28 protein-coding genes are annotated in these 24,930 nt (G+C 65.1%); 10 read left to right on the top strand and 18 right to left on the bottom strand.

Going from position 1 to position 24,930, the window contains the following annotated elements:
- Positions 1 to 14 precede the first annotated feature (14 nt).
- Together EAH75_RS14750 and EAH75_RS14745 are read left to right on the top strand one after the other, a co-directional pair.
- Positions 15 to 998 carry a TolB family protein gene (locus EAH75_RS14750; protein WP_140651676.1) on the top strand — a complete coding sequence of 328 codons (984 nt, stop codon included), beginning with the start codon at positions 15 to 17 and terminating at the stop codon, positions 996 to 998.
- A 38-nt stretch (positions 999 to 1,036) separates the two neighbouring features.
- Positions 1,037 to 1,867 carry a hypothetical protein gene (locus tag EAH75_RS14745; RefSeq protein ID WP_140805974.1) on the top strand — a complete coding sequence of 277 codons (831 nt, stop codon included), beginning with the start codon at positions 1,037 to 1,039 and terminating at the stop codon, positions 1,865 to 1,867.
- A 21-nt stretch (positions 1,868 to 1,888) separates the two neighbouring features.
- Here EAH75_RS14745 and EAH75_RS14740 read toward each other — a convergent pair whose 3' ends face one another.
- The 7 genes from EAH75_RS14740 to EAH75_RS14710 all read right to left on the bottom strand — a co-directional run bounded on the left by EAH75_RS14740 (position 1,889) and on the right by EAH75_RS14710 (position 6,432).
- Complete coding sequence (locus EAH75_RS14740) at positions 1,889 to 3,076, bottom strand: AI-2E family transporter (RefSeq protein WP_140651671.1); 1,188 nt, start codon at positions 3,074 to 3,076, stop codon at positions 1,889 to 1,891.
- Positions 3,073 to 3,408, bottom strand: a complete 336-nt coding sequence (locus EAH75_RS14735; RefSeq protein ID WP_140651668.1) for a glycine zipper domain-containing protein — start codon at positions 3,406 to 3,408, stop codon at positions 3,073 to 3,075. The genes EAH75_RS14740 and EAH75_RS14735 overlap by 4 nt, the downstream gene beginning before the upstream one ends.
- A complete protein-coding gene (locus EAH75_RS14730) occupies positions 3,405 to 3,890 on the bottom strand; it encodes an ABC transporter ATP-binding protein (RefSeq protein WP_140651666.1) in 486 nt (161 codons plus the stop codon). The genes EAH75_RS14735 and EAH75_RS14730 overlap by 4 nt, the downstream gene beginning before the upstream one ends.
- Positions 3,891 to 3,916: 26 nt before the next feature.
- Positions 3,917 to 4,279, bottom strand: a complete 363-nt coding sequence (locus EAH75_RS14725; RefSeq protein WP_140651664.1) for a DUF883 family protein — start codon at positions 4,277 to 4,279, stop codon at positions 3,917 to 3,919.
- Between the two features lie 54 nt (positions 4,280 to 4,333).
- Positions 4,334 to 4,489 carry a DUF1328 domain-containing protein gene (locus EAH75_RS14720; RefSeq protein ID WP_113728675.1) on the bottom strand — a complete coding sequence of 52 codons (156 nt, stop codon included), beginning with the start codon at positions 4,487 to 4,489 and terminating at the stop codon, positions 4,334 to 4,336.
- A gap of 128 nt (positions 4,490 to 4,617) precedes the next feature.
- Complete coding sequence (locus EAH75_RS14715) at positions 4,618 to 5,241, bottom strand: YbhB/YbcL family Raf kinase inhibitor-like protein (RefSeq protein WP_140651662.1); 624 nt, start codon at positions 5,239 to 5,241, stop codon at positions 4,618 to 4,620.
- A 102-nt stretch (positions 5,242 to 5,343) separates the two neighbouring features.
- Positions 5,344 to 6,432 (bottom strand): PQQ-dependent sugar dehydrogenase, encoded by a 1,089-nt coding sequence (locus EAH75_RS14710; protein ID WP_140805973.1) that lies wholly within the window; start codon positions 6,430 to 6,432, stop codon positions 5,344 to 5,346.
- A gap of 98 nt (positions 6,433 to 6,530) precedes the next feature.
- Between EAH75_RS14710 and EAH75_RS14705 the strand changes: the two genes are divergently transcribed.
- The 6 genes from EAH75_RS14705 (at position 6,531) to EAH75_RS14680 (ending at position 14,264) form a co-directional block, all read left to right on the top strand.
- Positions 6,531 to 8,006, top strand: coding sequence for an AAA family ATPase (locus tag EAH75_RS14705; protein WP_140651658.1), 1,476 nt, complete (start codon positions 6,531 to 6,533; stop codon positions 8,004 to 8,006).
- Between the two features lie 252 nt (positions 8,007 to 8,258).
- Complete coding sequence (locus tag EAH75_RS14700; RefSeq protein WP_140651656.1) at positions 8,259 to 10,484, top strand: TonB-dependent receptor; 2,226 nt, start codon at positions 8,259 to 8,261, stop codon at positions 10,482 to 10,484.
- A gap of 80 nt (positions 10,485 to 10,564) precedes the next feature.
- The gene (locus EAH75_RS14695) at positions 10,565 to 12,061 is read left to right on the top strand and encodes an alkaline phosphatase family protein (protein ID WP_140805972.1); all 1,497 of its coding nucleotides are present in this window, start codon (positions 10,565 to 10,567) and stop codon (positions 12,059 to 12,061) included.
- Between the two features lie 301 nt (positions 12,062 to 12,362).
- Complete coding sequence (locus EAH75_RS14690) at positions 12,363 to 13,175, top strand: class I SAM-dependent methyltransferase (RefSeq protein WP_140651638.1); 813 nt, start codon at positions 12,363 to 12,365, stop codon at positions 13,173 to 13,175.
- Positions 13,176 to 13,406: 231 nt separating this feature from the next.
- Complete coding sequence (locus EAH75_RS14685; protein ID WP_140805971.1) at positions 13,407 to 13,619, top strand: DUF3820 family protein; 213 nt, start codon at positions 13,407 to 13,409, stop codon at positions 13,617 to 13,619.
- Between the two features lie 30 nt (positions 13,620 to 13,649).
- A complete protein-coding gene (locus tag EAH75_RS14680; RefSeq protein WP_140651634.1) occupies positions 13,650 to 14,264 on the top strand; it encodes a 2OG-Fe(II) oxygenase in 615 nt (204 codons plus the stop codon).
- Positions 14,265 to 14,270: 6 nt separating this feature from the next.
- On the opposite strand, the gene EAH75_RS14675 is transcribed toward EAH75_RS14680, so the two are convergent.
- From EAH75_RS14675 to EAH75_RS14665, 3 genes are read right to left on the bottom strand one after another with little or no spacing between them, the layout of a single operon-like run.
- The gene (locus EAH75_RS14675; protein ID WP_140651632.1) at positions 14,271 to 15,290 is read right to left on the bottom strand and encodes a YheT family hydrolase; all 1,020 of its coding nucleotides are present in this window, start codon (positions 15,288 to 15,290) and stop codon (positions 14,271 to 14,273) included.
- Entirely contained in the window at positions 15,287 to 16,117 is an 831-nt protein-coding gene (locus EAH75_RS14670; RefSeq protein ID WP_140651630.1) for a lysophospholipid acyltransferase family protein, read from the bottom strand. Before EAH75_RS14670 ends, EAH75_RS14675 begins: the two co-directional genes overlap by 4 nt.
- A gap of 40 nt (positions 16,118 to 16,157) precedes the next feature.
- Positions 16,158 to 16,634 carry an Lrp/AsnC family transcriptional regulator gene (locus EAH75_RS14665; protein ID WP_140651628.1) on the bottom strand — a complete coding sequence of 159 codons (477 nt, stop codon included), beginning with the start codon at positions 16,632 to 16,634 and terminating at the stop codon, positions 16,158 to 16,160.
- Between the two features lie 142 nt (positions 16,635 to 16,776).
- Between EAH75_RS14665 and phhA the strand changes: the two genes are divergently transcribed.
- A complete protein-coding gene (gene phhA, locus EAH75_RS14660) occupies positions 16,777 to 17,664 on the top strand; it encodes a phenylalanine 4-monooxygenase (RefSeq protein ID WP_140651626.1) in 888 nt (295 codons plus the stop codon).
- 119 nt (positions 17,665 to 17,783) lie between these two features.
- Here the strand turns inward: phhA and EAH75_RS14655 are convergent, their stop codons facing one another.
- Both EAH75_RS14655 and EAH75_RS14650 read right to left on the bottom strand, forming a co-directional pair.
- Positions 17,784 to 18,152 carry a DUF4406 domain-containing protein gene (locus EAH75_RS14655; RefSeq protein ID WP_140651623.1) on the bottom strand — a complete coding sequence of 123 codons (369 nt, stop codon included), beginning with the start codon at positions 18,150 to 18,152 and terminating at the stop codon, positions 17,784 to 17,786.
- A complete protein-coding gene (locus EAH75_RS14650; RefSeq protein ID WP_140651621.1) occupies positions 18,149 to 18,751 on the bottom strand; it encodes an NUDIX domain-containing protein in 603 nt (200 codons plus the stop codon). The genes EAH75_RS14655 and EAH75_RS14650 overlap by 4 nt, the downstream gene beginning before the upstream one ends.
- 58 nt (positions 18,752 to 18,809) lie before the next feature.
- On the opposite strand from EAH75_RS14650, the gene EAH75_RS14645 reads away from it, so the two are divergent.
- Positions 18,810 to 19,592 carry a DeoR/GlpR family DNA-binding transcription regulator gene (locus tag EAH75_RS14645; protein ID WP_205043198.1) on the top strand — a complete coding sequence of 261 codons (783 nt, stop codon included), beginning with the start codon at positions 18,810 to 18,812 and terminating at the stop codon, positions 19,590 to 19,592.
- A gap of 37 nt (positions 19,593 to 19,629) precedes the next feature.
- Here EAH75_RS14645 and EAH75_RS14640 read toward each other — a convergent pair whose 3' ends face one another.
- The 6 genes from EAH75_RS14640 to EAH75_RS14615 form a co-directional block, all read right to left on the bottom strand.
- Positions 19,630 to 20,292 carry a GDSL-type esterase/lipase family protein gene (locus EAH75_RS14640; RefSeq protein ID WP_140651618.1) on the bottom strand — a complete coding sequence of 221 codons (663 nt, stop codon included), beginning with the start codon at positions 20,290 to 20,292 and terminating at the stop codon, positions 19,630 to 19,632.
- 34 nt (positions 20,293 to 20,326) lie between these two features.
- On the bottom strand, positions 20,327 to 21,013 hold the full coding sequence (locus EAH75_RS14635; protein WP_140651616.1) for an RES family NAD+ phosphorylase: 687 nt from the start codon (positions 21,011 to 21,013) through the stop codon (positions 20,327 to 20,329).
- Between the two features lie 94 nt (positions 21,014 to 21,107).
- Entirely contained in the window at positions 21,108 to 21,500 is a 393-nt protein-coding gene (locus EAH75_RS14630; RefSeq protein WP_140651614.1) for an MbcA/ParS/Xre antitoxin family protein, read from the bottom strand.
- A 76-nt stretch (positions 21,501 to 21,576) separates the two neighbouring features.
- A complete protein-coding gene (locus EAH75_RS14625; protein ID WP_140651612.1) occupies positions 21,577 to 23,439 on the bottom strand; it encodes a DUF885 domain-containing protein in 1,863 nt (620 codons plus the stop codon).
- Positions 23,440 to 23,509: 70 nt separating this feature from the next.
- Positions 23,510 to 24,214 carry a helix-turn-helix transcriptional regulator gene (locus EAH75_RS14620; RefSeq protein WP_140651610.1) on the bottom strand — a complete coding sequence of 235 codons (705 nt, stop codon included), beginning with the start codon at positions 24,212 to 24,214 and terminating at the stop codon, positions 23,510 to 23,512.
- A gap of 69 nt (positions 24,215 to 24,283) precedes the next feature.
- The gene (locus EAH75_RS14615; protein WP_140651608.1) at positions 24,284 to 24,913 is read right to left on the bottom strand and encodes a glutathione S-transferase family protein; all 630 of its coding nucleotides are present in this window, start codon (positions 24,911 to 24,913) and stop codon (positions 24,284 to 24,286) included.
- Between the last annotated feature and the right edge of the window lie 17 nt (positions 24,914 to 24,930).

The raw sequence follows: 24,930 nt of genomic DNA, 5'->3' as shown, positions 1-24,930 counted from the left end.
CATCAGGAAAGATCATGACGCCACGCCATCTCACCTACGTCCTCGCCACCTGCTTGCTTGCCACGCTCGCCACGCGCGCAGCAAGCGCGGGTGAACTGCTCGGCGCCGGTGTCATCTCCACCGGCCTGCAGGAGACTTCCGCCGCGCCGACGGCGGACGGCAAGACGCTGTATTTCATGCGCTCGGATTTTGCCGAAGCCGACGACGCCATCATGGTTTCGCAGCGCGTCGGCAAGCATTGGTCGACACCACAGGTGGCGTCGTTTTCCGGCCAGTGGCACGACTCCGAACCCACGCTGTCGCCCGATGGCAGCCGACTCTATTTCGTATCCAACCGGCCGGTCCGCGCGGGCGAGCCGCCGGTCATGGCCGAGATGAACGGCCACCGCTTTCCAGGCACCGGCCTCTGGTATGTCGAGCGGCGCGCGCGTGGCGGATGGAGCGCACCGACGCATGTCGACGGCGCACTCAACGACGGCGCGATGATCTACAACCCGTCGGTCACCGCCAGCGGCGACATCTATTTCTCCGCGCGTCGTGCCGATTCCGGCAAGGCCTACCAGATCTATGTGGCGCATCCGCAGGGTCGCGGCTACGCGGCGCCGGTGCGAGTGGAACTGGGCGACCTCGAGCACAGCCGGATGGATCCGGCGGTGGATCCGCAGGGACGCTTCCTGATCTACGCGGGCAACGAGGGCGATGCGCTGGGCAGCGCGGACATCTACATCGCGTTCCGCCAGGCCGACGGCCGCTGGGGCAAACCGCTGCACCTGGACGACGACGTCAACAGCCGCGCGCTGGAGAACGCGCCGTCGCTGGGGCCGTCGTTCGGCGAGCTGTACGTGTCCAGTGCGCGCCGGGACGAGGTGCATTTTCCGAAACCGCGCGACAACGCGGCCACGCTGCAGCAGCGCCTGCAATCGCCACTCAACGGTTCGCGCAACCTGTGGCGCTTCGATATTTCCGATGTGCTGCGCGCGCACGGCATCGCGCGCTGAATATCCAGCGCACCATCGAACACTTCATGGAGACCGTGATGAACCCCCGCTTCCGTGCCGTCGGCAAACTCGCCTTTTTCGCCTCGATTTTCTGCCTGAGCATTTCATCGGCTCATGCCTCATTGGTTCATGCCGAGCCCGCCGCGACCTTTCTGCACCCCGAGCTCAAGGTGGGCGAGCGCTTGTCCGACGTGTTCTCCAAGACCGTCTCGACCAGGGGCGAGGGGTTCATGGAAAAGGTCGATCGCATCAGCGGCACCGCCGACTACAAGGTGACCGGCGTCACGGCGAAGGCGATCGTCTTCGACGAAGACGATCGCTACGACGGCCGCCCGGCCCGCGGGCCGCTGCACGACGTCGAGATCCTTCGTGATGGCATCACCAACTGTTTTGCGGGCAAGTGCCGCATCAACGACCAGACCAGCGGGTTGGTCTTCAATCCCCTGCTGTGGGGCAACGCGCCTGAGCAACTCCGCGCTGGGATGAGCTGGGACGTCGCCATCTCCGCGCCCTGGGAAATCGGCCCGGCCGGCACCGAGCAGGTGCGCGTGCTGCGCGTCGATCCGCGCAACGGGGTTGTCACGCTTTCCCGTACCGGCAACGGCGCCGGCCTGTCGTCCGACGACCAGTCCCGCGAGAAAAGTGGCAAGCCGATGCAGATCACCACCACGGCCGGAAGGACGATCGAGGTATCGCTGATCCCGGGCAAGGCCAGCTGGATCGGCTACACGACGATCCGCAAGGGCGTCATCGTCAGCGACGTGATCATGGTGCTGCGGCACGTGACGCTGGTTTCACGGAGCGGGGACAGATTCGAAGGCGAGCAGCGCGCCTATACCTTGCTCAACCTGACGCAGGACGCGATCTGAGCGACACCGTGCCCGTCGCCCTCAGCGCTGCACGATCACCGCGAACCAGTTCCAGCTGCGCACGCGTTCGGCGATCAGTTTGGTGCAGGTGAGCATCGGCACCGCCAGCAGCGCGCCGGGAATGCCCCACAGCCAGCCCCAGACTAGCAGCCACAGCAGGATCGCGATCGGGCTCAGCCGCATGCTGGCGCCCTGGATCATCGGCGTGATCAGGTTGCCTTCCACCGCGGTGATGCCGGCAAAGGTGAGCGCGGGCAGGAACACGTCGAGGTTCACGTCGTTCGCGTAAAGCATGCATACCACCGCCAGCAGCGTGGTGGTGACGATCGCACCGACGTACGGGATGAAGTTGGCGAACATCGCCACCGCGCCCCACAGCAGCGGGTCGGGCACCTTGTACAGCCACAGCATGCCGGCGGTGAGCGCGCCCAGCCCGGCGTTGATCAGCAGCGCGGTGAGCAGGTAGCGCGACACCTCGGTCTGGATGCCGCGCACGATCGTCACCGCATGTCGCTTGTAGGCAAAGCTCGGCGTGATTTCCACCAGCCGGCGCAACATCGTGTCGCCGTAGATCAGGAAGAAGAACACCAGCAGCATCACGCTGAGTACCGCGGCCAGCACTTTCGGCGCGGTCGAGACCACGTCCCACGCGCTGATCGACATCGGCGCCGGCTGGGTCGTCGTCGACGCGCGAATGGTATTGCTGCCGTTGACCAGGGTCTGGGTCGCGCGATTGGCCGCCTCCAGCGGTTTGGTGAGGTTCCTCAGTTTCGGAACGAAGCTCTTGATCGCCGCCGGTGCGCCATGGAACCAGCCGATCGCCGGCTGCGCCAGCAGACCAACGCCACTACCGATGCCGACGATAAGACCGATCATCAACACACTCGCAGTCAGCCAGCGCGGCAGGTGGATGCGCGTGCCGGCAGCGACGATCGGGTTCAGCGCAAGCCCCAGGAACGCCGCCAATACCAGCGGAATCAGCAGCGCCTTGGTCAACGTGATGGTGTACATCAGCGCCAGAAACAGCATCACGTTCAACAGCACGCGCAGTGCCCGCATGTGCCTGCGCATGCCGCGCGCCGTGTGCAGCCCGCGCGCCAGCTGCCGCGGCGGATAACCCGGCGCGACTTCCTCGATCAGGATCAATGATTCGCCGCTGTCGTCGCCAACGGTGTCAGCGGGCGGCAGGACCGGTTCGGGTTCGCTCATGACGGTTCGCCATCTTCCACATCGGCTGCGTTGGCATCCCGTCCGGCACCGGCGAGACCCGCCGTGCCCAGCTCGGCAATCAAGCGCGTGCCGAACGCCACCGCATCGGCCAGACCGCCGCTGAGCAGCGGCCCCACGCCCGGCACGCGCAGCGGATGCACATTGAGGCTGCCCAGTACGAAACCAGCTCCGGCCGCTACACCCACCGTGGTCAACGGATGAGCATGCCCGCGAGCCAGCAGGGCCGCCGCGGGCGTGCTCAATTCATGCCGCGCCACGCTCATGCGCAGCTGCGCGGCCTGCACTTTTGCGAACTGATCGAAAACGCTCACGACCGATCTCCCTCCCGGTTGCCCTGCCTGTTCCCGGCCTCGGCCTCGATCTCGGTCTCGGCCTTGTGCAGGGTATCGCGCATCATCTCACTCCATTCGTTGCGCGTGACCGGCAGGCTCATCCAGTGCATGCAACGGCGGAACAGCAGGATCGAACCGACCAGGAACAGCATCTGCAGCAGCGCCAGCACCAGCAACGACCAGATCCACGAACCGAACCACGCCGCCAGCACCACGCCAAGCAGACCCAGCACGGTCAAGCCGAAACCGACACCGGCCACAGTCGCGGCCAGACCCGCCAGCAGCATCCACGACACCGCACTGCGTGCCAGGCCAAGCTCCGCCGCCAGCAGATGCATCTGCGCGCCGAAGAGATGCTTGACCGCGCGGCCGAGTTGACCGATTTCGGTCAGCAGCCCAGACGACGGCGGCGCCGGTTCCGGCGCCGCCGTTTCGCGGGGTGATTCACCTTCGTCGCGCATTCCCTGCCCCCGCTGCGTCGGGTCGCTCAACGCCGCAGGATGCGGCCGAGCAGCCAGCCGGCACCCAGCGCGATGGCGACGGACTGCACCGGTTTCTCACGCACATAGTCGCGCGCCTGCTCCAGCCAGGCATCGGCGCGATCCATGGTCTGGTCGTAGACCTCGCGACCGCGCTCGCCGATTTCAGCGGCCTTCTCGGTGGCCCGGTTGGCGGCGTCGGCGGCCTTGTCGGTGGCGTGATGCAGACCTTCCTCGACGTGATCGGCGGCGCGGTCCACGGTTTCCTTGGTGCTGGCCACGGCATTGGAGGTGGCCTGCTTGATCCGCTCGGCACGCTCGTCGATGCGGCTGCCGGCGATCGGCTCGGGGGTTTGTTCCTGCTTGTTCATTGCATGCTCCGGGAAAGACTCACTATGACGCAACTATGACGCAACTTGCGTTCGTTACCTGGCGCGACGGAAGAACGCGATGATCGCCAGGATCAGGAAGATGACAAACAGGATCTTCGCGATGCCGGCGGCCGCGCCGGCGATGCCGCCGAAACCCAGCACGGCGGCAATGATGGCGATGACCAGAAAAACCAGGGCGTAGTGAAGCATGGGGGCGTCCTCTTCGTAGTGGGTGGCGGTCGCGGTTGGAGGCTCCGCGTGCCGCCATTCACCCATAGCCCGTGCCATGCGAGCGTGAAGAGAGCCAGCCACGGCGTGCACGCCGCGGCGACGCTCGTTCAGCCGCCGACCTGCGGATTGAGGCTGTAGACGCCGACCAGTTCGGCCTCATCCAGTACGTGTCCGACCATCGCCGCGCGCAGCTCGGCCAGCGAGAAACCCCTGACCAGCGCCAGCGATGCGATGTCGAGCGCGTAGACCCGGAAGTGGTAGTGATGCAGCAGCGCATCGTTCCACGGCGGACACGGGCCGTCGTAGCCGAGGTATTCGCCGCCCATCCCGGCATCGCCGGCAAACCAGCCGGTGAAATCGTTCACGCCCTGCACGCTGCCCGGCGGTCCGAACGGCTCGCGCTTGCCGCGCGGGGTGACTTCGTCGCTGCAGGCAGCGGCAGCCAGCTCACCACACTCGACCGGGATGTTGGCCATCAGCCAGTGCACGAATTCCACCCGCGGCAGATCCGCCGGCACCGTGCGGCCTTCCTTGTTCACGTCGTCGCCGCGGCTCGGCACATCGGTGTCGATGCAGGTGATGACGAACGAGCGGGTGGCCGACGGCGCACCCTTCCACGCCAGATGGGGGCTGTGGTTGTCCGACAGCGCAAACGGCTGCGCCTGCTTGCCGAACGCGAACTCGGCGGGGATGCGCTGACCGTTCTCGAAATTGTCGCTGCGTAGCTGCATGAGTTTTCCTCAGATTCAAAAGCGCGTTTGCTCTTTTAGCTCGTCATTCCTGCGCAGGGCGGAATCGCACTTGGGAGCAGCACTGGAATCACACAACCCGACTCAGGGTTTGTACGTCACCCGATACACCGCCCCCGCCAGATCGTCGCTGACCAGCACACTGCCATCCGGCAGCGGCTGCACGTCGACCGGGCGGCCCCACGCGCTTTCGTCCTGCTCGAAGCCGGTGATCAACGGTTCGTACGAGACCACCTTGCTGCCATTCAGGCGCACCGTCATCACCCGATAACCGGACTTGCGCGTGCGATTCCACGAACCATGCTCGGCCACGATGATTGCGCCCTTGTAGCTGGCCGGAAACTGTTTGCCCGCGTAGAAGCGCATGCCGAGCGAGGCCACGTGCGCGCCCAGCTTCAGTACCGGCGGCACGTAATCCTTGCAGTTCTTGCCCTTGCCGAACTCGGGATCGAGCGTGTCGCCTTGATGGCAGTAGGGATAACCGAAGTGCTCGCCGGCTTTGGTGATCTCGTTCAATTCATCGCTGGGGATATCGTCGCCGAGCAGGTCGCGGCCGTTGTCGGTGAACCACAGGCGCTTCGTGCCCGGCTGCCAGTCGAAGCCGACCGCGTTGCGGATGCCGCGGGCCACGTCCTCCATGCCGGAGCCATCCGCATTCATGCGGGTCAGCTTGCCGTGATCGGGGGCCGGGTCGCAGATGTTGCACGGCGCGCCGATCGGCACGTACAGCTTGCCGTCCGGGCCGAACGCGAGGAACTTGCCGCCGTGATGGGTTTCGCGGGTCAGCTTGTCGGTGATCAGCTCGGGCTTCGGCGGTGTATCCAGGTGATGCTCGATGTCACGCAGCACCACGATCCGGCTGACCGCCGAGATGTACAGGTCGCCCTGGTGGAACGCCACGCCCATTGGCAACTGCAGGCCACTGGCGACCACCCGGACCTTGTCGGCCACACCGTCGCCATCGCTGTCAGTCAGCGCATAGACCTTGCCGGCGTCGGTCGAGCCGACGAACACGGTGCCATTCGTGCCCAACGCGATCTCCCGTGCATCCGGCACATGGTCGGTGTACAGCGCGATGTGGAAACCTTTCGGCAGGGTCAGCTTGTCCAGCTGCGGCGCTGCCAGCAAGGGCAGCGACGAAACCATCAGCAACAACGACAGCAGCAGGCGCATGGCAGTGCTCCTCTGGGGGGAATGCCCAGCGTATACCGGCGCGCGTGAAGCCAGAAGGGTCGGCGCTCTGTAAACTGGCGCACTTCACAGGGAGAACCATGAGCGAACTGGATGACCTCACCACACTGGTGCGTGCCGCTACGCCGCTGCTGGTGATCGAGACGGTGGACGAGCAGCGCGTGATCGAGTGCTTCCGCCACGTGATCGCGCAGGCGCTGCATCCGCTATGGCGCTGGACGCTGACCGACGGCCTCAGCCGGCTCGACTTCGCCCAGCTCGACGGCGAGGTCGCACCGGACGCCACTGCCACGCTGGACGCGATCCGCGTGCAGGGCCAGCGCGGCATCTACCTGATGTTCGATTTCCATGGCCTGCTGCGTTACGCGATGAGCCTGCGCCAGATGCGCGAGATCGTGCAGCGGCAGCGCTCGGCCGCGCACACCATCGTGCTGGTCGGCGCCAGGGTCGAGTTGCCGGAAGAACTCGAAGCGCTGGCCTTGCGCGTGCCGCTGTCGCTGCCCGACATCAGGGAGCTGGCCGGCATCCTGCGCGGCGAGGCGGTGGCCTGGCAGCGCGAACAGGGCCGCAAGATCGAAGTGGACAACGACGCCGCGCGCACCATCGTGCGCAACCTGCTCGGCCTGTCCGCGCCGGATGCGCGCCGCATCGTGCGCAAGCTGATCTACAACGACGGCGCGCTCGGCCCGCAGGATCTGCCCGAATTGATGCAGTCGAAGTTCGACCTGCTCAACCGTTCCGGCCTGCTGCACTACGAATACGCCACCGCCAGCTTCGCCGACATCGCCGGCGTCGGTCGCGTGCGCGAATGGGTGCAGCGCCGCCGTGCGGTATTCCTCGATCCGTCCGCCACGCCAACGCTCGATCCGCCGAAGGGCGTATTGCTGCTCGGCGTGCAGGGCTGCGGCAAGAGCCTCGCGGCGAAGGCGATCGCCGGCGGCTTCGGCGTGCCGCTGGTGCGGCTGGACTTCGGCACGCTGTACAACAAATACCAGGGCGAGACCGAGAAGAACCTGCGTGATGCGCTCGCCAGCACCGAGCTGCTGGCGCCGTGCGTGCTGTGGATCGACGAGATCGAGAAAGGCCTTGCCGGCGGCGGCGATGACGGCGGGGTGTCGCGCCGCGTGCTCGGTTACCTGCTGACCTGGATGGCTGAACGCAAGGCCAAGGTGTTCGTGGTCGCCACTGCGAACGCGGTCGACGAACTGCCCGCGGAGCTGCTGCGCAAGGGCCGCTTCGACGAAATCTTCTTCGTCGACCTGCCGCAGGCATCCGTGCGCAGCGAAATCTTCGCGCTGCACCTCGCCCGCCGCAAACTCGACCCCGCCAGCTTCGACCTGCCCGCGCTCGCCGCCGCCAGCGATGGTTTCTCCGGCGCCGAAATCGAACAGACCATCGTCAGCTCGCTGTACGACGCGGCCGGCAGCGGCACCCCGCCGGATCAGGCGATCTTGCTCAACGCGTTGAAACAGACACGGCCGTTGTCGGTACTGATGCGCGAGCAGGTCGAACAGCTCAGGACATGGGCCGCTGGTCGCTGCGTACCCGCCGATTGATCCGGAGCCAGGGTGGTGGTGGTCGAATCGATACGACAGAACGCCTTTTTCGCGCCGGAGCAAACATCATGGCCAGCACCTTCGAGCAGGGAGTGGCCATGCGCGGCCCATGACGTATACCACGGCCGTATGTAACCCGACGGCAACAATCCATCGGCGACATGGACACGCAACAGTAACGGTTCTGACTTGTGCTGGCTGAAGACTTGCCTGCTTGCACGGCATTTTTTCGCCACCTCCAAGGAACCTTCTATGAACCGTCCTCATGCAGCGCGACGCTCCATGCTCGCCACCGCCGTGGCAGCCGCCCTGGGCCTGATGACCGCCGGCCTGCTGCCGGCCGGCACGGCATCGGCCGCTGATACCGATGCCGCCGCCACGGTGCCGCCCACCACCACGACCGGCACCATGGGCAGCAACACGCGCATCATCCAGCTGAAAAAGGTGGAGGTGAAGGCCGGCACCGAGACGACCGGCGATCAGGCGCCGTCCCAGGCTTCGCTGGTGGCGACCGAGCCGCAGTCGATCATCGGCAGTCGCTACATCGAGAATGTGGCCGCCTCGACGGCCAACTACACCGACATCGTGAAGATCGCACCCAGCGTGTCCGACGTCGATCCGAACGGCCCGGGCCTGATGGAGTCGCAGGGGCTGTCGGTGCGCGGTTTCCAGAACGGCGAGTACAACGTCACTTTCGACGGCATCCCGTGGGGCGACTCGAACGACTTCACCCAGCATTCGACCTCGTACTTCATGCCGCAGGATATCGGCCAGGTCACCATCGACCGCGGCCCCGGCAGCGCGCGCACGCTGGGCAACGCCACCTTTGGCGGCACGCTGTCGGTAGACTCGAAAGATCCCGAGCCGGTGATGGGGATCAACCCGTTCTTCAGCGTGGGCAGCTTCAATACCCAGGTCGAAGGCGTGCGCTTCGATACCGGCACGATGAACCAGTACGGCGGCACCACCGCCTACTTCAGCGCCAAGAACCTGAGCTCGGATGGCTACCTGACCAACGCCGCGCTGGATCGCCAGAACTTCTTCACCAAGATCGTGCAGCCGCTGGGCGACAACACCACGCTGACCTTCGCCAGCAACCTCACCCGGCTGCACCAGAACGTGTCGCTGGGCGCCACGCGGGCGCAGATCGAGCAGTACGGCCCCAACTACGGCCTCAGCGCGGACCCCACCAGCCAGTCCTTCTACGGTTACAACTTCGACAAGATCACCACCGACTTCGAATACCTGGATCTGGAAACCCGGTGGGACGGCTGGAACATCGGCGACAAGCTGTACACCTACGGCTATCGCCACAAGGGTTACAACGGCTCCGACCCCAACGGCGAGCAGCCCAACGGCACCGTCTACGGGCCGAACGATGTGCCGGGCCAGCGCATGCGCATGGACTATCGCTCGGTCGGCGACATCCTGCGCCTGAGCCACGACCTTGGTCCGGGCGAGATCCACCTCGGCGGCTGGGCTGACCGCCAGACCAACAAGCGCCTGCAGTATGAAATCGACTGGAGCAACGGCGGTGCGCTCAACGCCGTGCCGACCAGCGCCGCGATCGACCGCTTGATGGACGACAGCCTCACCGACATGCAGACGTACGCCGAGTACGAGTGGCATACCACCGACAAACTCGACATCACCGGCGGCGCGAAGTACGTGAACTTCCGCCGCACCCTGGATGCGCAGGTGAACCAGAAGACCGGCCTGCCGATCCACTACGCACAGAGCTGGACCCGGGCCCTGCCGTCGGTGGACATGCACTATGCGCTGAGCGACCACTGGAGCGCCTACGCACAGTGGGCCAAGGGTTTCCTGGCACCCAACCTCAACACGTTCTACACGGTCGACCCCGCGGTCAACCAGGTCAAGCCGGAGGGCACCACCAACGAGCAGATCGGTACCGCATGGAACAGCGACGGCGTGACCTTCTCGTTCGATGCCTACCACATCGATTTCAACAACAAGATCGAGAGCCGCAAGATCGGCACCGTCACCCAGTACTACAACGCCGGCGGCGCGATCTACAAAGGCGTCGAAGGTGAGGCGACGGTGGCCCTCGCCGACGGCTTCAGCGTGTACGCCAACGCCTCGCTCAACAACGCCAAAGTGAAGGGCACGAACGAGTGGCTGCCGAACGCGCCCGACCGCACCGCCGCGCTCGGTCTGCTGTTCGACCGTGGCCCGTGGTCGCTGTCGCTGATCGACAAGTACGTGGGCGTGCGCTATGGCGACAGCGGCCAGACCCAGCGGTTGGGCGGCTATGCCAGCGCGGACTTTGCCGCCAGCTACGCGTTCATGCATCCACTGTCCGCAGTGAAAGATGTCGAGGTGACCTTCAAGGTCGCCAACCTGGGCGACAACAAGTCGATCTACGCGCTGGCCGGCTATACCGCCCAGGACAACAACCCGTTGTACTGGACGATCCCCGAGCGCAGCTTCGAGCTCGACGTATCGGCTCACCTCTGAGTGCACCCGCCGCGCGGCCTGCCCCCCACGGCGGATCGCGCGGCGACCCTGCGTCCGCACGTACCCGACGGATTTCCCCGATGAAAAACCTGCTTGCCGCGCTGGCTGCCGTCGGCGTGATCCTGTGGCTGGCTGCGCCGGCGCACGCCGCGGGCCGCGGACCCGCGATCCGCCACGTGCTGGTGATCAGCATCGACGGCCTGCACGCGACCGACCTGCAACATTATCTGGCGGCGCATCAGCACTCGACGCTGGCAACCCTGGCGGCCGACGGCGTGCAGTACACCGATGCGCATGCCGCCGTGCCGGCGGACTCCTTTCCCGGCCTGCTCGGCATGATGACCGGCGGCACGCCGGCGGTCACCGGCGTGTATTTCGACGTCAGCTATGACCGCGATCTGGCCAGCTCCGAGGCCGATTGCAAGCTTGGCCGGCAGGGTACCCGGGTGGCCTTCGACGAGGCCGCCGACGGCCGCGACCGGCGTACGCTCGACCCCGCGCGTCTGCCGCACCGGCCGGGATCATGCACGCCGGTGTACCCGCACGATTACCTGCGCACCAACACCGTGTTCAACGTCGTGCATGACGCCGGCGGACATACGGCATGGATCGACAAGCACCCCGTCTACGAAATCCTCGACGGCCCGGACGGCCACGGCATCGACGACTTGTACACGCCGGAGATCGGCGGCGACTACGAGGGCAGCACGGCAGCCCCGCACGATCACATCACCGGCTCGATCCAGCGTACCGAACGCTACGACAGCCTGAAGGCCGACGCACTGCTCAACCAGATCGATGGCTGGACCCACGATCATGCCGGGCGTGCGCCGGTACCGACCCTGTTCGGCATGAACATGCAGGCAGTCAACGTGGCCCAGAAGCTGGCCGGCTATGCCGACGCCCGCGGTGCGCCCACGCCCGGGCTGACGGATGCGCTGGCCCACTGCGACACTTTGCTCGGTCGCATGCGGCAGGCGCTGCAGCAGCACGGGCTGCTCGACTCGACCCTGTTCGTGGTGACCGCCAAGCACGGCAATGCACCGATCGACCAGCGCCTGTTGCGGCACATCGAGAAGAAGGCGCTGGCACAAACCGTCGCCGCCGCCGCGCCGCACGGGCTGGCGCAGCTCACCGCCGATCAGGGCGCGCTGGTGTGGCTGCACGATCGCGCCGAAGCCGCGCGCGTGGCCGCCGCACTGCGCGCCGCCCCCGCATCGCTGGGCATCCGCAAGGTCATCGCCGGTGCCGACGTGGCCCGCTATTTCGGCGCGGGCGGCAACGACCCACGCACCCCCGACCTGGTGGTGATGCCGCAGCCGGGAGTCATCTACGGCAAACCCGACGACCGCAAGCTGGCCGAACACGGCGGCTTCGATGATGACGATACACACGTGGCCCTGCTGCTCAGCAATCCGCAGCTGCCGCGGCGCGGCCAGAGTCTGACGATGCCGGTCAGCACCACCCAGCTGGCGCCGACCATGCTCGCTGCGCTGGGACTCTCAGCGCAGCGCTTGCAGGCCGTCCGGACGCTGCACACGCCGACGCTGCCGGAGCTGGTGTGGGACAGGCCGTGAGTTCGGCGACTTCGGTCTGAACAAGCTTCTGCTCGTCGCCGAGATGCCCGTTTACGTGTGGGAGCGACTTCAGTCGCGATGGCCGCAACAGCGGCCTGCAGCATCTCGGGGCTCCAGCTGCTTGATGCATGACCGGGCGGCGCAGCGCACTGCTACGCAGTCGCGACTGAAGTCGCTCCCACAAGTAAGCCACGGTCAGGGTGCGCCTTTCTTCGCACTGCAGTGGACTTCGCTCCTCCGGGATGAATAGGCGCCCTGTTTCGGCGTAGTCTTGAACGCCCATCGTCAGGAGGGTCGCACCATGTCTCCTCGCACCTGCAAGCTGCTCATCCCGCTGATCGTGACGTTGCTGCTCCCCGCCGTCGCCAGCGCCGCGCCTGCCACCGCACCCGACAGCACCACCGCGACGCTGCAGCAGGCGGTGAACGGCCACTGGCGCTCACCTGCCAACCAGGCACGCGATCAATATCGCCACCCGGTCGAGACCCTGCAATTCTTCGGCATCAAGCCGGACATGACGGTGATCGAGCTGTCGCCCGGCGGTGGCTGGTACACCGAAATCCTCGCGCCGTTCCTCTATGCGCACGGACACCTGATCGAGGCCGCGCCGGCGACGGCCGCAAAATTCAGCGCCAAGCTCAAGGCCGATCCGGCGGTGTACGGACACATCGCGAAAATCATCCCGTTCGCACCGCCGTTCCAGGTGAACCTCGGTGCCGACAACTCCGCCGACATGGTGCTCACCTTCCGCAACACGCATGACTGGCTCAACCACAGCCCGGCCACCCTCGACGCCGTATTCCAGGCCGCGTTCCACGTGCTCAAACCCGGCGGCGTGTTCGGCGTCACCGAACACCGTGCCAAACCGTTCGCCGATGCCGTGGACAGCGCCAAGGCGCTGCACCGCCTGCCCGAGGATTACCTGATCGCGCTCGCGCTCAAGACCGGCTTCCGCGTGGCCGGCGTGTCGCAGATCAACGCCAACCCCACCGATCCGGAAGACATCAATGTGCACCGCCTGCCGCCGGATCTGGCCGGGCCTGACAGCGAGCACGCGAAGATGAAGGCGATCGGCGAGTCGGATCGGATGACGTTGCGGTTTGTGAAGCCGTGAGTGCTTAATCAACGTGTCCGAAAAATGGAGCGGCCTCAGCTCGCGGCGTACCTGGATGGCAAGAGCGGAAGGGCCCGTTCGCGCCAGAACCCAGGCGAAACATGACCCCGTTGCATCGCGGGGTCGCTATCCGTCTTCAGAAAGCGGCTGTCACGGCCCATCCCTCGCGATCTGTACGGCAATCAGACTCACCATGCACTGTCCAAATTTTTGCGGACGGGATCGCGATTGATGGAAGCGGAAGACCTGCCGAAGCTGGTGAGCGTGCGCATGCCGTATGGCAAGTATCAGGGCCGGTTGATCGCCGACCTGCCCGGCGCGTATCTCGCATGGTTCGCGCGCAAGGGCTTTCCGAATGGCGAGCTGGGCCGGCTGCTGGCGCTGATGCTGGAGCTGGATCACAACGGGCTGTCATCGCTGCTGGATCCGTTGCGCAAGCGCTAGCGCGGCCATGCGTGGTTACACTGGCGCTCGATGAATACCGGCTCAAATGAATTCAGCAGCGTGACGAACGCGCTGGCCATCGACGGTTGGTGCGTGGTGCCGGATCTGCTGTCGTCCGCGCAGACGCAAGCACTGGCGGCCGAATGCCGCGCCATGCACGAGGCACAACAGCTGACGCCGGCGCGGGTGGGTGCCGCGCGTACCGCCACGCCATTGCGCGGCGACAGCACGCACTGGTTCCAGACCGGAACGAGGAGCGCACCCCAGCAGGTATTTACAGATCGCCTCGACGCGTTGCGGATTGCACTAAACCGCGAGCTGATGCTGGGCCTGGTCGAATGCGAATCGCACTATGCGGTGTATCCGCCGGGCGCCGGTTACACGCGTCATATCGACCGCCTGCGCGACAGCGATGCGCGGGTGGTGTCGGCGGTGTTCTACCTCAACGAAGGCTGGCAGGAAGCCGATGGCGGTGCACTGCGGCTGTATCTGGATGGTGGTTCGCACCGTGACATCTATCCGCACGCGGGCAACCTGCTGCTATTTCTCTCGGCGCAGTTCGAGCATGAAGTGCTGCCGGCCACGCGCGATCGCATGAGCATCGCCTGCTGGATGCGGCAGCGTATGTCTGGCCCGGTGTTCTGACCGCGCTCAGGTTGTCGGCACGACCTCGTCCACCAGCGCATTGAAGCGCGCCGCGATGTAGTCGTCGGTGAAGCTGGTCATGCCGTAGCCGCGGATGAAACCGCAGTGGCCGCCGAAGTCGGCGATGTCGAGCTCGACGTTCGGCGGCAGTTCGAGTTTCTCGAACGCGTCGACCGGAATCACCGGGTCGTCGCGCGCGGTGAGGATGGTGGCGGGAATCTGCATCGCCAGCAGCGCATCACCAGCCACCGAATAGCCGTCCAGATACTGCTGCAGCGACGGGAAGTCGGTGTGCCGCAGCACCATCGCCTCGGTCAGCCCGCGCAGATGCTGGTTCAGTTCGGACATCTCGAAATACTGGTGCTGCGGAAACGCCTTCTGCTTGGCCTGCAGCGAGTGCCGCCACTTGCGCATGAAATACGCCTGGTAGAACCATGGTGCGGTTTCCTCCAGCGAAAACAGGCCTTCGCCCGGATCGATGATCGGGCACACCGCCAGCACGTAGCTGAGCGGGATGCCCACGCGCGAGGTCTGCAGCGCGGCGCGCAGCGCGAAGTTGCCGCCCAGCGAAAACCCGGCCAGCGCGATCGGGCGGGCCGGCCAGCGTTGCGCGATATCACCCAGCGCATGTATCACCTCGTCGATGCGGCAGGAATGGAACAGCGCCTCGTTGAGGCCGTGACTGTCGCCGTGGTCGCGGAAGTTCAGCCGGAAGATGTCCCAGCCGTCGGCGAGCAGCCGGCTGCCGGTCTGCAGTACGTAGGTGGAATCGACGCTGCCTTCCCAGCCATGGAACAGTACGGCCAGGCCACGCGCCTGCGACCGGGTTTTCTGCGCGGTATAGGCGCCGGTGAGGCGCACGCCGCCACCGCCGTCGACCACCACCGGCTCGGCACCCTGCAGCACGGTTTTTGCCGCGCGCGGCAGCAGCACGCGGCGCACGCCACTGGAGGACAGCATGGTCTGGATGTGGCCATTGCGCAGCGGCCAGGGCGGACGGAAATCCTTTCCGTACGGCAGGCTCATGGCCGGCGCTGACCCTGTGAAGCGTTTTCCGGTGCAGTGTCTTCCAGCGCCGCGCCGATGCGCTCGCGCGACAGCTCGGCCATGCGCCGGCGCGCATCCGGACTGGCCGGCACCGGCGCGAGAAAATGCACTTCGGCATCCACCGGCGCCTCGCCGAGCAGGCGCACGATGTTGTGCACGAAGCTCTCGTCCTCGCGGAAGCCGGCATCGAGAACCCGGCGGCCATCACGGGCAAAGCGCAACGCCACCGGCTGCACCGCCACCTCGGCATCCAGCGCGGCCTGGAAGATGCGCGCGTGGAACACTTTCAGCACGCCGTGATAGCCGGTGCCTCCTTCGGGGAACACCGCCACCGAACGGCCGCCGCGCAGCCGCTCGACCATCACCTGCATCACCGTGGACAGCGAATGATTGCTGCCGCGGCGATGAAAGATGGTGCCGCCGGTCGCCGCCATCCAGCCGACCAGCGGCCACTGCGCGATCTCCGCCTTGGCCACGAAACAGGCGGCGCGCTGGCTGTGCAGCAGCTCGATGTCGATCCACGAGGTGTGATTGGCGACGAACAGCACCGGATCGGCCAGCGGCTCGCCGAAACGCACCGAGCGCATGCCGAACACGCGCAGCAGCTGGGTCGACCACCAGCGGATCATCCGGTGCGCGAAAGGCTCCTTGCCGTTCTGCATCACCACGTGCTGGTTCCAGCTCAGGATCAGCGAGCACAGCAGGATGCCCAGCAGGATGTGCAGCAGCAGCAGCGGCACGCGCCACAGGTAACGCAGCGGGCGCAACAGGTCACGCTCGGGAACAGTGGTGGTGTCGATACTCATCAGTCGGTTAGTTTAGCGTTAGTTGGTGCGAGCGCGCGGCTCAACGCTCAAGCTGGCTCAGCGGCAGCGACGGCGAGCGTTTCACCGTGCGCAACACGAAGCTGGAATTGACATCGGCGACCCCGGCCGCGTTCAACAGATGATCGAGCAGGAAGCGCGAAAAATCCTTGAGGTCGGCCACATAGACATGTAGCAGGTAATCCATGTCGCCGGTCAGCGCGTGACAGGCGACCACTTCGTCCCAGCCGTTGACGTGTTCGACGAAGCGCTCGATCGCTTCCGCTTCGTGTTTGCTCAACTGCACCCGCACGAACGCCTGCAGGCCCAGGCCGACCGCCAGCGGATCGATCTGCGCCGCGTAGCCGGTGATGATCTTGTCCGCTTCGAGCCGTTGCAGCCGGCGCAGGCATGCCGAAGGCGACAGGCTGACCCGCTCGGCCAGCTCGGCATTGGTGATGCGGCCCTCGCTCTGCAGTACGGCAAGCAGGCGCAGGTCGGTGCGGTCGAGCGTCGTCATGCGCAACAAACCTTCGATATTTTCATTACATACGCAATGATAGTGCATTCATGACGCAAACCTTGGCAATAAAACAAGCTTCGTGCAGGCAAACCGCCGTAAGCTTGCAGCCTGATCAGCCACGCCCGCTTCGGAGCTCGCCATGGATACGCCGCGCAAAGTCGAACACCAGCAGACCGATCGCGGTTACGTGCCGGTGTATGCCACCGGTGTGGTCGAGCAGCCGTGGGCCAGCTACAGCAAGACCGACCACGAAGTCTGGGACACCTTGTTCAAACGGCAGCGCGAAATGCTGCCCGGCCGCGCCTGCAAGGAGTTCATGGCCGGCGTGGAACGTTTTGGCCTGGGCGACGGCGGCATTCCGAAATTCGCCGAATTGAACAAGGTGCTCGGCGCCGCCACCGGCTGGGAAGTGGTCGCGGTGGAAGGCCTGTTGCCGGACGAGGTGTTCTTCGATCACCTGGCCAACCGCCGTTTCCCGGTCAGCTGGTGGATCCGCAAGCCCGACCAGCTCGACTACCTCAGCGAGCCGGACCTGTTCCATGACCTGTTCGGCCACGTGCCGCTGCTGCTCAACCCGGTATTCGCCGACTACATGCAGGCCTATGGCCGCGGCGGCATGAAGGCGTTCGCGATCGGCCCCGACGCGCTGATGAACCTCACGCGGCTGTACTGGTACACGGTGGAGTTCGGCCTGATCAACACCGGTGAAGGCATGCGCATCTACGGCGCCGGTATCGTCAGCTCCAAGGGCGAGTCGATCTACTCGCTGGATTCACCATCGCCGAACCGCATCGGCTTCGGTCTTGAGCGCGTGATGAGCACACGCTACCGCATCGACACCTACCAGCAGACCTACTTCGTGATCGACAGCTTCGAGCAATTGTTCGAGGCGACGCATCCGGACTTCACGCCGATCTACGCGAAACTGCACGAATTGCCCGCGCACGCCGCCGGTGATGTGCTGAATGACGATCGCGTATTCACCCGTGGCGATCGCGAAGGCTGGGCGACGGGCGCGGATACCTGAGCTTCCAGGCTGTCTCACGTCGATTCGCCGAGGCCGGTCAACATACCGGCCCTTTTCGTTTCACGCGCTGCTGCGACATTGGCGTCGATACCGAATGGCGAATGCTCGGGTGCCATCCGCTAGCCTGGAACGAGCGGGAGATCGGTCAAGGCATGGTAGACGGGCAGGCCCAGCTCTTTGGCCTGATGCACATCGTCGTCCGCACCCTTGGAAGCACCATCGATCCGCAATACCGCGTCGCAACAGCGTAGTAGTCGCCGCGCTACCGGGTAGAGGAATGACTCGCTGATGGCGTCACCCGGCCTCGACGAGTCAGCTTCGCGCGCCAACGGCAACGCCAGCCATTCACCGATTACCGGGACATGGCCGCGCTGATATACAGCGAGGGCCGCTTGCTCGAGGGTCCGCAGATTGCGTGCGATCTTTGCCTGATCGCCATCGGTACCGCTGCGATACGGGCCCGCGACAAGTATCAGCTGTGGCTTCACGCCCCACGCTCCGGCGTGTCGAACAAATGCATCGCTGCGTACTGGAGCAACATGATGGTCTTGCCGTCGACGATGTCGCCGCGTCGAATCATCGCCAACGCTTCTTCAAACGGCAGCTCGATCACTTCGATGTCCTCGCCTTCGGCCTCGATGCCTCCGCCTGCACTCACTTTCGATGCCGCATCGTATTCGGCGACGAAAAAGAAGAGCTTTTCAGTAACCGATCCCGGGCTCATGAATGCCTCGAAGACCTTGCGTACCTCGCCAACGCGATAGCCAGTCTCTTCCTCCACTTCGGCCCGAATTCGCTGCTCCGGGGTGGCCTGATCGAGCAAACCGGCGGGTGCCTCGACCAGCATGCCGTCATGCCCGTTGACGAAGGCCGGGAACCGGAACTGGCGGGTCAAGACCACGCGTCGCGAGGGCGGCTGGTAAAGCAACAGGGTCGCTCCGTTGCCACGGTCGTAGGTTTCTCGTTGCTGGCGTTGCCATGACCCGTCAGCACGGCGGAACTCGAACACCGTCTTCTTCAAGAGATACCAATCGTCAGACAGGACCCGGCTCTCGATCACCCTGACACGCTCGGCGGTTTCGCGCATGGCACCGGATCTCTTCTGGACAAGGAGTACCTAAAACCGTATCGTGCATTATCGTGCAATGTCAATTATTTTCGTGCAGAACACCATGCTGACCACCCATCGCAAACAAGCCATCCTGGCCACGCTCAAGCAAGACGGACAGGTCATCGCCAAAGCACTTAGCGAAACCTTCGGCGTGTCTGAAGACACTATTCGACGCGATCTGCGAGAGTTGGCAGCCGACGGGTTGCTGCAGCGGGTGCACGGGGGGGCTCTGCCCTCGTCGCCGGCTGTCGCCGACTTTTCGCAGCGGAAGCACATCAGCACAACGGCAAAATCAGCCATCGCCCGCAAAGCGGCCGAATTGATCCTGCCGGGACAGGTCGCGATTCTCGATGGCGGTACCACCTGCGTCGAGCTGGCGCGACACCTTCCCATGACGCTTCAGGCCACTGTCGTTACGCACAGTCCCAGCGTTGCGGTTGAACTGGTCGACCATCCCGGCATTGAAGTGGTGCTCATTGGCGGCCGCCTGTTCAAACACTCGATCGTGACCGTCGGGGCCGCCGCCATCGAAGCCATCGGGCATATTCGCGCGGATATCTACTTCATGGGAGTAACCGGCGTGCACCCCGTTGCAGGGCTGAGCACAGGTGATCTCGAAGAGGCGTATATCAAGCGCGCCTTGGCCGCTCGCGCTGCAGAGATCGTGGTGTTGGCCTCGTCGGAGAAGATCAACGCTGCCTCTGCTTATGTCATCGCAGAAGCCAAGGCGGCCAATACCATCGTGGTGGAACGGGAAACGCCGAAGGCCTTGACCAAGCCACTGGCAGCTCTTGGAATCCACATTCTTCGGGCATAGGTTGCTTGATCGCGCCGGCACGCGGAGAGCGACCGGTTCAGCGCGGCACCGCATCCACCCACGGCTTGATGATGTTGATCCACAACAAATAGCCCTTGCGGTTCATGTGCAGGCCGTCTTCCCCGAAAAGATCAGGCTGCGGCGCGCCGTCCTTGAGCATGGGCGTAAAGACATCCAGGTACGTCACGTCTTTTTGTGTTGCGGCATACGCGCGGACCAGCGCATTCGCCTGTCGGATCTGGGGTAGCAGCACGGCGCGCGCCACGCTGGGCTTGATCGCGACGAAGGCGATCGGCACGCCGGGATCGACCGTGCGCGCCTTGCGCACGAAGGCGGCGAAATCGTCGCGCACCTGTTCCGGACTGTTGCCTTCCTGCAGGTCGTTGTCGCCCGCGTACATGACGATGGCGCGCGCATGGTAGGGCGCCACGATGCGATCGGCGAAAAAGGTCGAGTCGCTGATCACCGAACCGCCGAAGCCGCGATTGATGGCCCTCACTTCCTGAAAATCCGCCGTCAGCGATTTCCAGTGCTCGATCGACGAGCTGCCGATGAACAGGATGGAACCTGGTGCCGGTGCATGTGTCCGGTCGGCAGCCTCGAACGCGGCGATGGCCGAATTCCATTGCGCATGATCGTTCTCGCGCGCCTGCGCCAGCAGCGGCAGCAACGCGAACAGCAGGACGATCAGTCGTTTCATGGTTCCGCCGTCGGCTCAGGGGCAAGCCCCGAGGTTAGCGCGGACGCGAAAGTGCCGACACCTTGAGCACCATCGCGATGTGTTGTCCGTTCCAGCGATAAATCATATGCTCGGACTGCATGCACGGCGCCACCAGATCTGGATAGAAAATGGCCACGCATTCCCCCGCATGGCGAGCGCTGTTGTAGACGATGCCGTTGGAGCCCGTCGTGCGCAGCTGTCGCGCCAGTGCCACGCTGGCTACGTAGCTGTCCGGATCCTGCGCTTCGAGCCAGCCACCACGCAGATCGTGCAGCTTGCCCACGATGCTGGTGCGGTAACAGCGCATCTCGATCTCACACGCCGGCTCGGCGGTAGCGGCAAGGAACTGCTCGCGGTGGTACACCGTTTCCTCCACCGCGGTGGCGACGCTGTGCGCGGCGTAGAACACGCCCCAGCTGCCGTCGGAAAAACGACTGCCGTCGGGATTGAGATGGGTGAACGCGGCCATCACCGGGGTGGAACCCGGCCCGCTGATGCGGCGCTCCCGCGGTACCAGTTCCAGCGCCCCCGCTTCCTCGCGCAGCCGCGGATTGGTCAGCGCCTCGATCGCGAACAGTGCGTCGAGATCCGCCGGATCGGCGATGCGGTCGTACACGCCGATCGGCGGGAAGCGGCTTGGCACGATGCGGTACGCGTGAGTCCAGCGAATGCGCTTGATCGGTGGCAACGTGGTCGGCATCGGAAGTCCGTGACAGGCGGAAGCGGCGCGCAGGGGCAGGAACCAAGCATGTCGCGCGACCGTCTCGCCGGTCGCGACCATGTCCACACTTCACTCAACCGCGCTGCGCATCCAGATACTGGCGCACCACATACAGGTCGGCGACGTTGCCCGACAGCATGCGTTCCAGCGCGGAGTGGCCGCCGAACAACGCCGCTGCATTCGGCTTGTGCAGCCACGCGTCGGCCTGCTCCGGATCGGGAAACAGGATCTGCAGCGATTTCCAGATGCCGAGCAGGTAGCTGATCCGCTCGATCGTGTCGCGGCCTGGCGCGCCATCCTGCTGGCGCTTCCACTTGTAGAACGTCGATTCCGGCGGGTCGCCGAGCAGCTTGCGCTGCTCCGCGATGCGCAGCTTCCACTGCTCGGCGAGGCGGAAGAAGACGCGCAGTGCCGGGCCACCGAGCTCGCCGGCGGGAGCGGTTTCGAGCAGCGGCTGGGCCAACATGCGAAACTCTCCTTGTGAAGTTGAACTTCAATCTACTCCACAAGAGAAGTATGGTCAATTATTGACCAAGCTGACTTCAAGGCGTCGACGATGCGGCTTTGCCGCCTTTCGCGCAATCGCAGCCGAAGTCGGGCTCCGGTCCGCCATCGGCGATGAAACGGTCGATGCGCTGCTCCAGCACCGGCAACGGCACCGAGCCGGTCGACAGCATGGTGTCGTGGAAGTGGCGGATGTCGAACTTCGCGCCCAGCGCCTTTTCCGCCCTGGCGCGCAGCTCCAGGATCTTCAGGTAGCCAAGTTCATACGACAGCGCCTGACCGGGCCAGCTGATGTAGCGGTCGACTTCGTTGGCGATTTCGCGCGCGGACAGCGCGGTGTTGACGGTGAGGTAGTCGATGCCTTGCTGGCGCGTCCAGCCCAGGTGATGGATGCCGGTATCGACCACCAGCCGGCAGGCGCGCCACATCTGGTAGGTGAGGTAGCCGAAGCGCTGATAAGGCGTCTTGTAGATGCCCATTTCGTTGCCGAGATATTCCGAGTACAGACCCCAGCCTTCGCCGTAGGCGGAGATGTAGCTGTTGCGGCGGAATGCCGGCTGGCCGTGCTGCTCGTCGGCCAGCTCCAGCTGCAGCGCGTGGCCCGGATAGGACTCGTGCAGGGTCAGCGCGGGCATGTTGTACAGCGGCCGCGACGGCAGGTCGTAGGTATTGACCAGATAGACGTCCGCGCCGCCGCGGCCGGAGGTGTAGTACGGCGCGATGTCGGCCGGCACCGGCTGGATGCTGAAGCGCTGGCGCGGCAGGTGGCCGAAGTATCTGGCCATCTGGCCGTCCACTTGCTTGGCCACCCACGCACTGCGCATCAGCAGCTCGTCGGGCGTCTTCGCGTAGAACTGGGGGTCGCTGCGCAGAAACTGCAGGAACTCGGGAAAGCTGCCCTTGAAGCCGGAGTCCGCCATCACGTCCAGCATCTGCGCGTGGATCTTCGCCACCTGGTCGAGGCCGATCTGGTGGATCGCGTCGGGCCCGAGGTCCAGCGTGGTGTATTCGCGGATCTGCTGGCGATAGAACGCCTTGCCATTGGGCAACGCTTCGGCCGCCAGCGTGGTGCGCGCCTGCGGCACATAGTCGTTGCGGAAGAATTCCAGCAGCTTCGCGTACGCGGGAATCACGCCGTCGCGGATGCGCGCCAGCGCCTGGCCCTGCAGCAGCTGCGCCTGATCGGCCGGGATCGACGCGGGCAGCTGCCTGAATGGTGCGTAGAAGCTGCTCTGGGTCGGATCCTTCAACTCGGCCACCGCGGCGATCGACGCATCGCGACCCTTGAGTACCTCGCGCGGCACACTGAAACCGCGCTGCAGGCCGAGCCGCATGTTGGCGATCTGCTGATCGAAATAGACCGGAATCTGGCCAAGCCGGTCGAGGTACCTGTGGTAGTCGTCGACCGTACGCAGTCGATCGCCGCCGAGTTCGTAGCCGATGTCCGACCAGAACGCCGAGTCGCTGTTGAACGGCATCTGCCAGTTCATGAATTTCTGGCCGGCGACGAAGTTGTCGATTTGCTCGCGGTAGATCGCGTAGTTGACCTGGTTGGCCGGCGACAGGTGCGCCACGTCGACGCCATCCAGTTGCCTGAGCACGTTCTGCCAGTAATCCAGCCGCTGCTGCTGGCGGGTTGCATCGACATTGTCGAGCCGGCCTTCGTTGGGCTGCGATTCGCCCGACGTGCTGATGCCGGCTTGGCCGGTACGCCATGCCCATTCGGTGGCGTAGATGGTCCTGAAATGCGCATCGGCGCTGGCGGCGGTCTGGCTGGCCGGCATGATCGCGGCCGCATGCAGCGGCCATGCGCCCGGGGCCAGCGCGAGCGCAGCCAGCAGGGTCATCATCAGGGTCTTCTTCACGCGGGTTCCTTCTTGCTTGACGACGTCATCATCCATCACGCGGGGTGATCTGGATGCATATCGTCGCCATCAAGCCGGCATATGGCAATGTGGCCGGCCGCGCCGCTCAGCCCAGATCGAGCTTGCCGACGCCGACCGCGCGCAGATAGGCGGCCAGGTCGCGCCCGTCGGTTTCCACAAAGCATTCGCCACTCGGCGCGCTGGCATCGATGCGGTCCGGGCGGAAATTGCGGAAATCGCGGCGCAGCCGGCACCACGCGCCCAGCGTCCACTTGCCGCCCCAGAACGAGAGGCACAGCGGCTCGACCTCGCGCGTGCTGGCGCGGCCGCTTTCATCGCGGTACTCCAGCTGCAACACCTGGTTGCCCACGATGGCCGCGTGCAAGCGGTCGATCAGGGCGGCGAAGTCGTCGCGGTGCTGGTCGCGCCACACCGGCGCGAAGATCCGCGTGCGCGCCGAGCGCTCGCGCAATTCGGGCGGCAATACCGCTTCGATCTTGAGCAAAGCAGACTGCGCGCTTTCGGCCAGTTGCGTGCCGGCGAACGCGCGCACGAAGCGCGAACCGACCACCAGTGCCTCCAGTTCGCTCGCGGTGAACATCAGCGGCGGGATGTCCGAACCCTTGCGCAGCACGTAACCGACACCGGCTTCGCCCTCGATCGGCACGCCGGACAGCTGCAGGTCGGCCACATCGCGATAGACCGTGCGCAGCGAGACGCCCAGCGTCTGCGCCAGCGAGCGCGCCTGCAGCGCGGTTCGCCGGCCGCGCAGGGCATGGATGATGAGGAACAGGCGATCGGCTCGACGCATCCGCACATCATCGCCGAGGTCGGCGATGACGAACAGCGCCGAACGTCACGCCGGTCATGCTTCATCGCATCACGCTGCCAGCGTGACAGCCAGCTCGGCATCCTTCGCCGCCGCACGCTGCATGGCCGGGCGCGAAACCACCCGGTCGATGTAAGCGCGGATCACCGGCAGCTCCGGCACCAGCTTGAACATGGTGGTCCAGTTCAGCGCCGTACCCCACAGCACGTCGGCCGCGCTGAACGTATCGCCGAGCAGGTACGGCCCATTTTCGAGCTGGTCGGTCAACGTCTTCAGCATGGTGTCGAAGTCGCCATACGGCGAGGTCGCCGGCGGCGCCGGCTCGCGTTGCATCGACTTGTCGACCAGCGCCGGCTCGAAGCACGAGCCGTAGAACACCATCCAGCGCAGGTACGGCCCGCGCAGCGGGTCACCAATCGGCGGCGCCAGCTTCGCCTCGGGATAGAGATCGGCCAGGTACATGAACACCGCCGGCTGTTCGGTGATCAACGCGTCGCCATGCAGGATGGCCGGCACCTTGCCCATCGGATTGATCGCCAGGTAGGCCGGCTGGCGCTGCTCGCCGGCCTTCAGGCTGAGCACATGCAGGTCATAGTCGGCACCAAGCTCTTCGAGCAGCGCGCGGGTGCCGGCGGAGCGGCTCTGTGGCGAATGGAAGAAGGTGACGCGTGGATGATTCATCGGTGTGGCCCGTGCAA

The sequence above is a fragment of the Rhodanobacter glycinis genome, assembly GCF_006438785.1.
Taxonomy (GTDB): domain Bacteria; phylum Pseudomonadota; class Gammaproteobacteria; order Xanthomonadales; family Rhodanobacteraceae; genus Rhodanobacter; species Rhodanobacter glycinis_A.
The sequence above is the reverse complement of the archived record's forward strand: the minus strand, read 5'-3'. Positions and strand labels throughout refer to the sequence as shown.

Bases quoted from the DNA above. Each gene is read 5' to 3' on its own strand.
- EAH75_RS14750 (WP_140651676.1), top strand. From the start codon at position 15: ATGACGCCACGCCATCTCACCTACGTCCTCGCCACCTGCTTGCTTGCC.
- EAH75_RS14745 (WP_140805974.1), top strand. From the start codon at position 1,037: ATGAACCCCCGCTTCCGTGCCGTCGGCAAACTCGCCTTTTTCGCCTCG.
- EAH75_RS14740 (WP_140651671.1), bottom strand. From the start codon at position 3,076: ATGAGCGAACCCGAACCGGTCCTGCCGCCCGCTGACACCGTTGGCGAC.
- EAH75_RS14730 (WP_140651666.1), bottom strand. From the start codon at position 3,890: ATGCGCGACGAAGGTGAATCACCCCGCGAAACGGCGGCGCCGGAACCG.
- EAH75_RS14725 (WP_140651664.1), bottom strand. From the start codon at position 4,279: ATGAACAAGCAGGAACAAACCCCCGAGCCGATCGCCGGCAGCCGCATC.
- EAH75_RS14720 (WP_113728675.1), bottom strand. From the start codon at position 4,489: ATGCTTCACTACGCCCTGGTTTTTCTGGTCATCGCCATCATTGCCGCC.
- EAH75_RS14715 (WP_140651662.1), bottom strand. From the start codon at position 5,241: ATGCAGCTACGCAGCGACAATTTCGAGAACGGTCAGCGCATCCCCGCC.
- EAH75_RS14710 (WP_140805973.1), bottom strand. From the start codon at position 6,432: ATGCGCCTGCTGCTGTCGTTGTTGCTGATGGTTTCGTCGCTGCCCTTG.
- EAH75_RS14705 (WP_140651658.1), top strand. From the start codon at position 6,531: ATGAGCGAACTGGATGACCTCACCACACTGGTGCGTGCCGCTACGCCG.
- EAH75_RS14700 (WP_140651656.1), top strand. From the start codon at position 8,259: ATGAACCGTCCTCATGCAGCGCGACGCTCCATGCTCGCCACCGCCGTG.
- EAH75_RS14695 (WP_140805972.1), top strand. From the start codon at position 10,565: ATGAAAAACCTGCTTGCCGCGCTGGCTGCCGTCGGCGTGATCCTGTGG.
- EAH75_RS14690 (WP_140651638.1), top strand. From the start codon at position 12,363: ATGTCTCCTCGCACCTGCAAGCTGCTCATCCCGCTGATCGTGACGTTG.
- EAH75_RS14685 (WP_140805971.1), top strand. From the start codon at position 13,407: ATGGAAGCGGAAGACCTGCCGAAGCTGGTGAGCGTGCGCATGCCGTAT.
- EAH75_RS14680 (WP_140651634.1), top strand. From the start codon at position 13,650: ATGAATACCGGCTCAAATGAATTCAGCAGCGTGACGAACGCGCTGGCC.
- EAH75_RS14675 (WP_140651632.1), bottom strand. From the start codon at position 15,290: ATGAGCCTGCCGTACGGAAAGGATTTCCGTCCGCCCTGGCCGCTGCGC.
- EAH75_RS14670 (WP_140651630.1), bottom strand. From the start codon at position 16,117: ATGAGTATCGACACCACCACTGTTCCCGAGCGTGACCTGTTGCGCCCG.
- EAH75_RS14665 (WP_140651628.1), bottom strand. From the start codon at position 16,634: ATGACGACGCTCGACCGCACCGACCTGCGCCTGCTTGCCGTACTGCAG.
- phhA (WP_140651626.1), top strand. From the start codon at position 16,777: ATGGATACGCCGCGCAAAGTCGAACACCAGCAGACCGATCGCGGTTAC.
- EAH75_RS14650 (WP_140651621.1), bottom strand. From the start codon at position 18,751: ATGCGCGAAACCGCCGAGCGTGTCAGGGTGATCGAGAGCCGGGTCCTG.
- EAH75_RS14645 (WP_205043198.1), top strand. From the start codon at position 18,810: ATGTCAATTATTTTCGTGCAGAACACCATGCTGACCACCCATCGCAAA.
- EAH75_RS14640 (WP_140651618.1), bottom strand. From the start codon at position 20,292: ATGAAACGACTGATCGTCCTGCTGTTCGCGTTGCTGCCGCTGCTGGCG.
- EAH75_RS14635 (WP_140651616.1), bottom strand. From the start codon at position 21,013: ATGCCGACCACGTTGCCACCGATCAAGCGCATTCGCTGGACTCACGCG.
- EAH75_RS14630 (WP_140651614.1), bottom strand. From the start codon at position 21,500: ATGTTGGCCCAGCCGCTGCTCGAAACCGCTCCCGCCGGCGAGCTCGGT.
- EAH75_RS14625 (WP_140651612.1), bottom strand. From the start codon at position 23,439: ATGGATGATGACGTCGTCAAGCAAGAAGGAACCCGCGTGAAGAAGACC.
- EAH75_RS14620 (WP_140651610.1), bottom strand. From the start codon at position 24,214: ATGCGTCGAGCCGATCGCCTGTTCCTCATCATCCATGCCCTGCGCGGC.
- EAH75_RS14615 (WP_140651608.1), bottom strand. From the start codon at position 24,913: ATGAATCATCCACGCGTCACCTTCTTCCATTCGCCACAGAGCCGCTCC.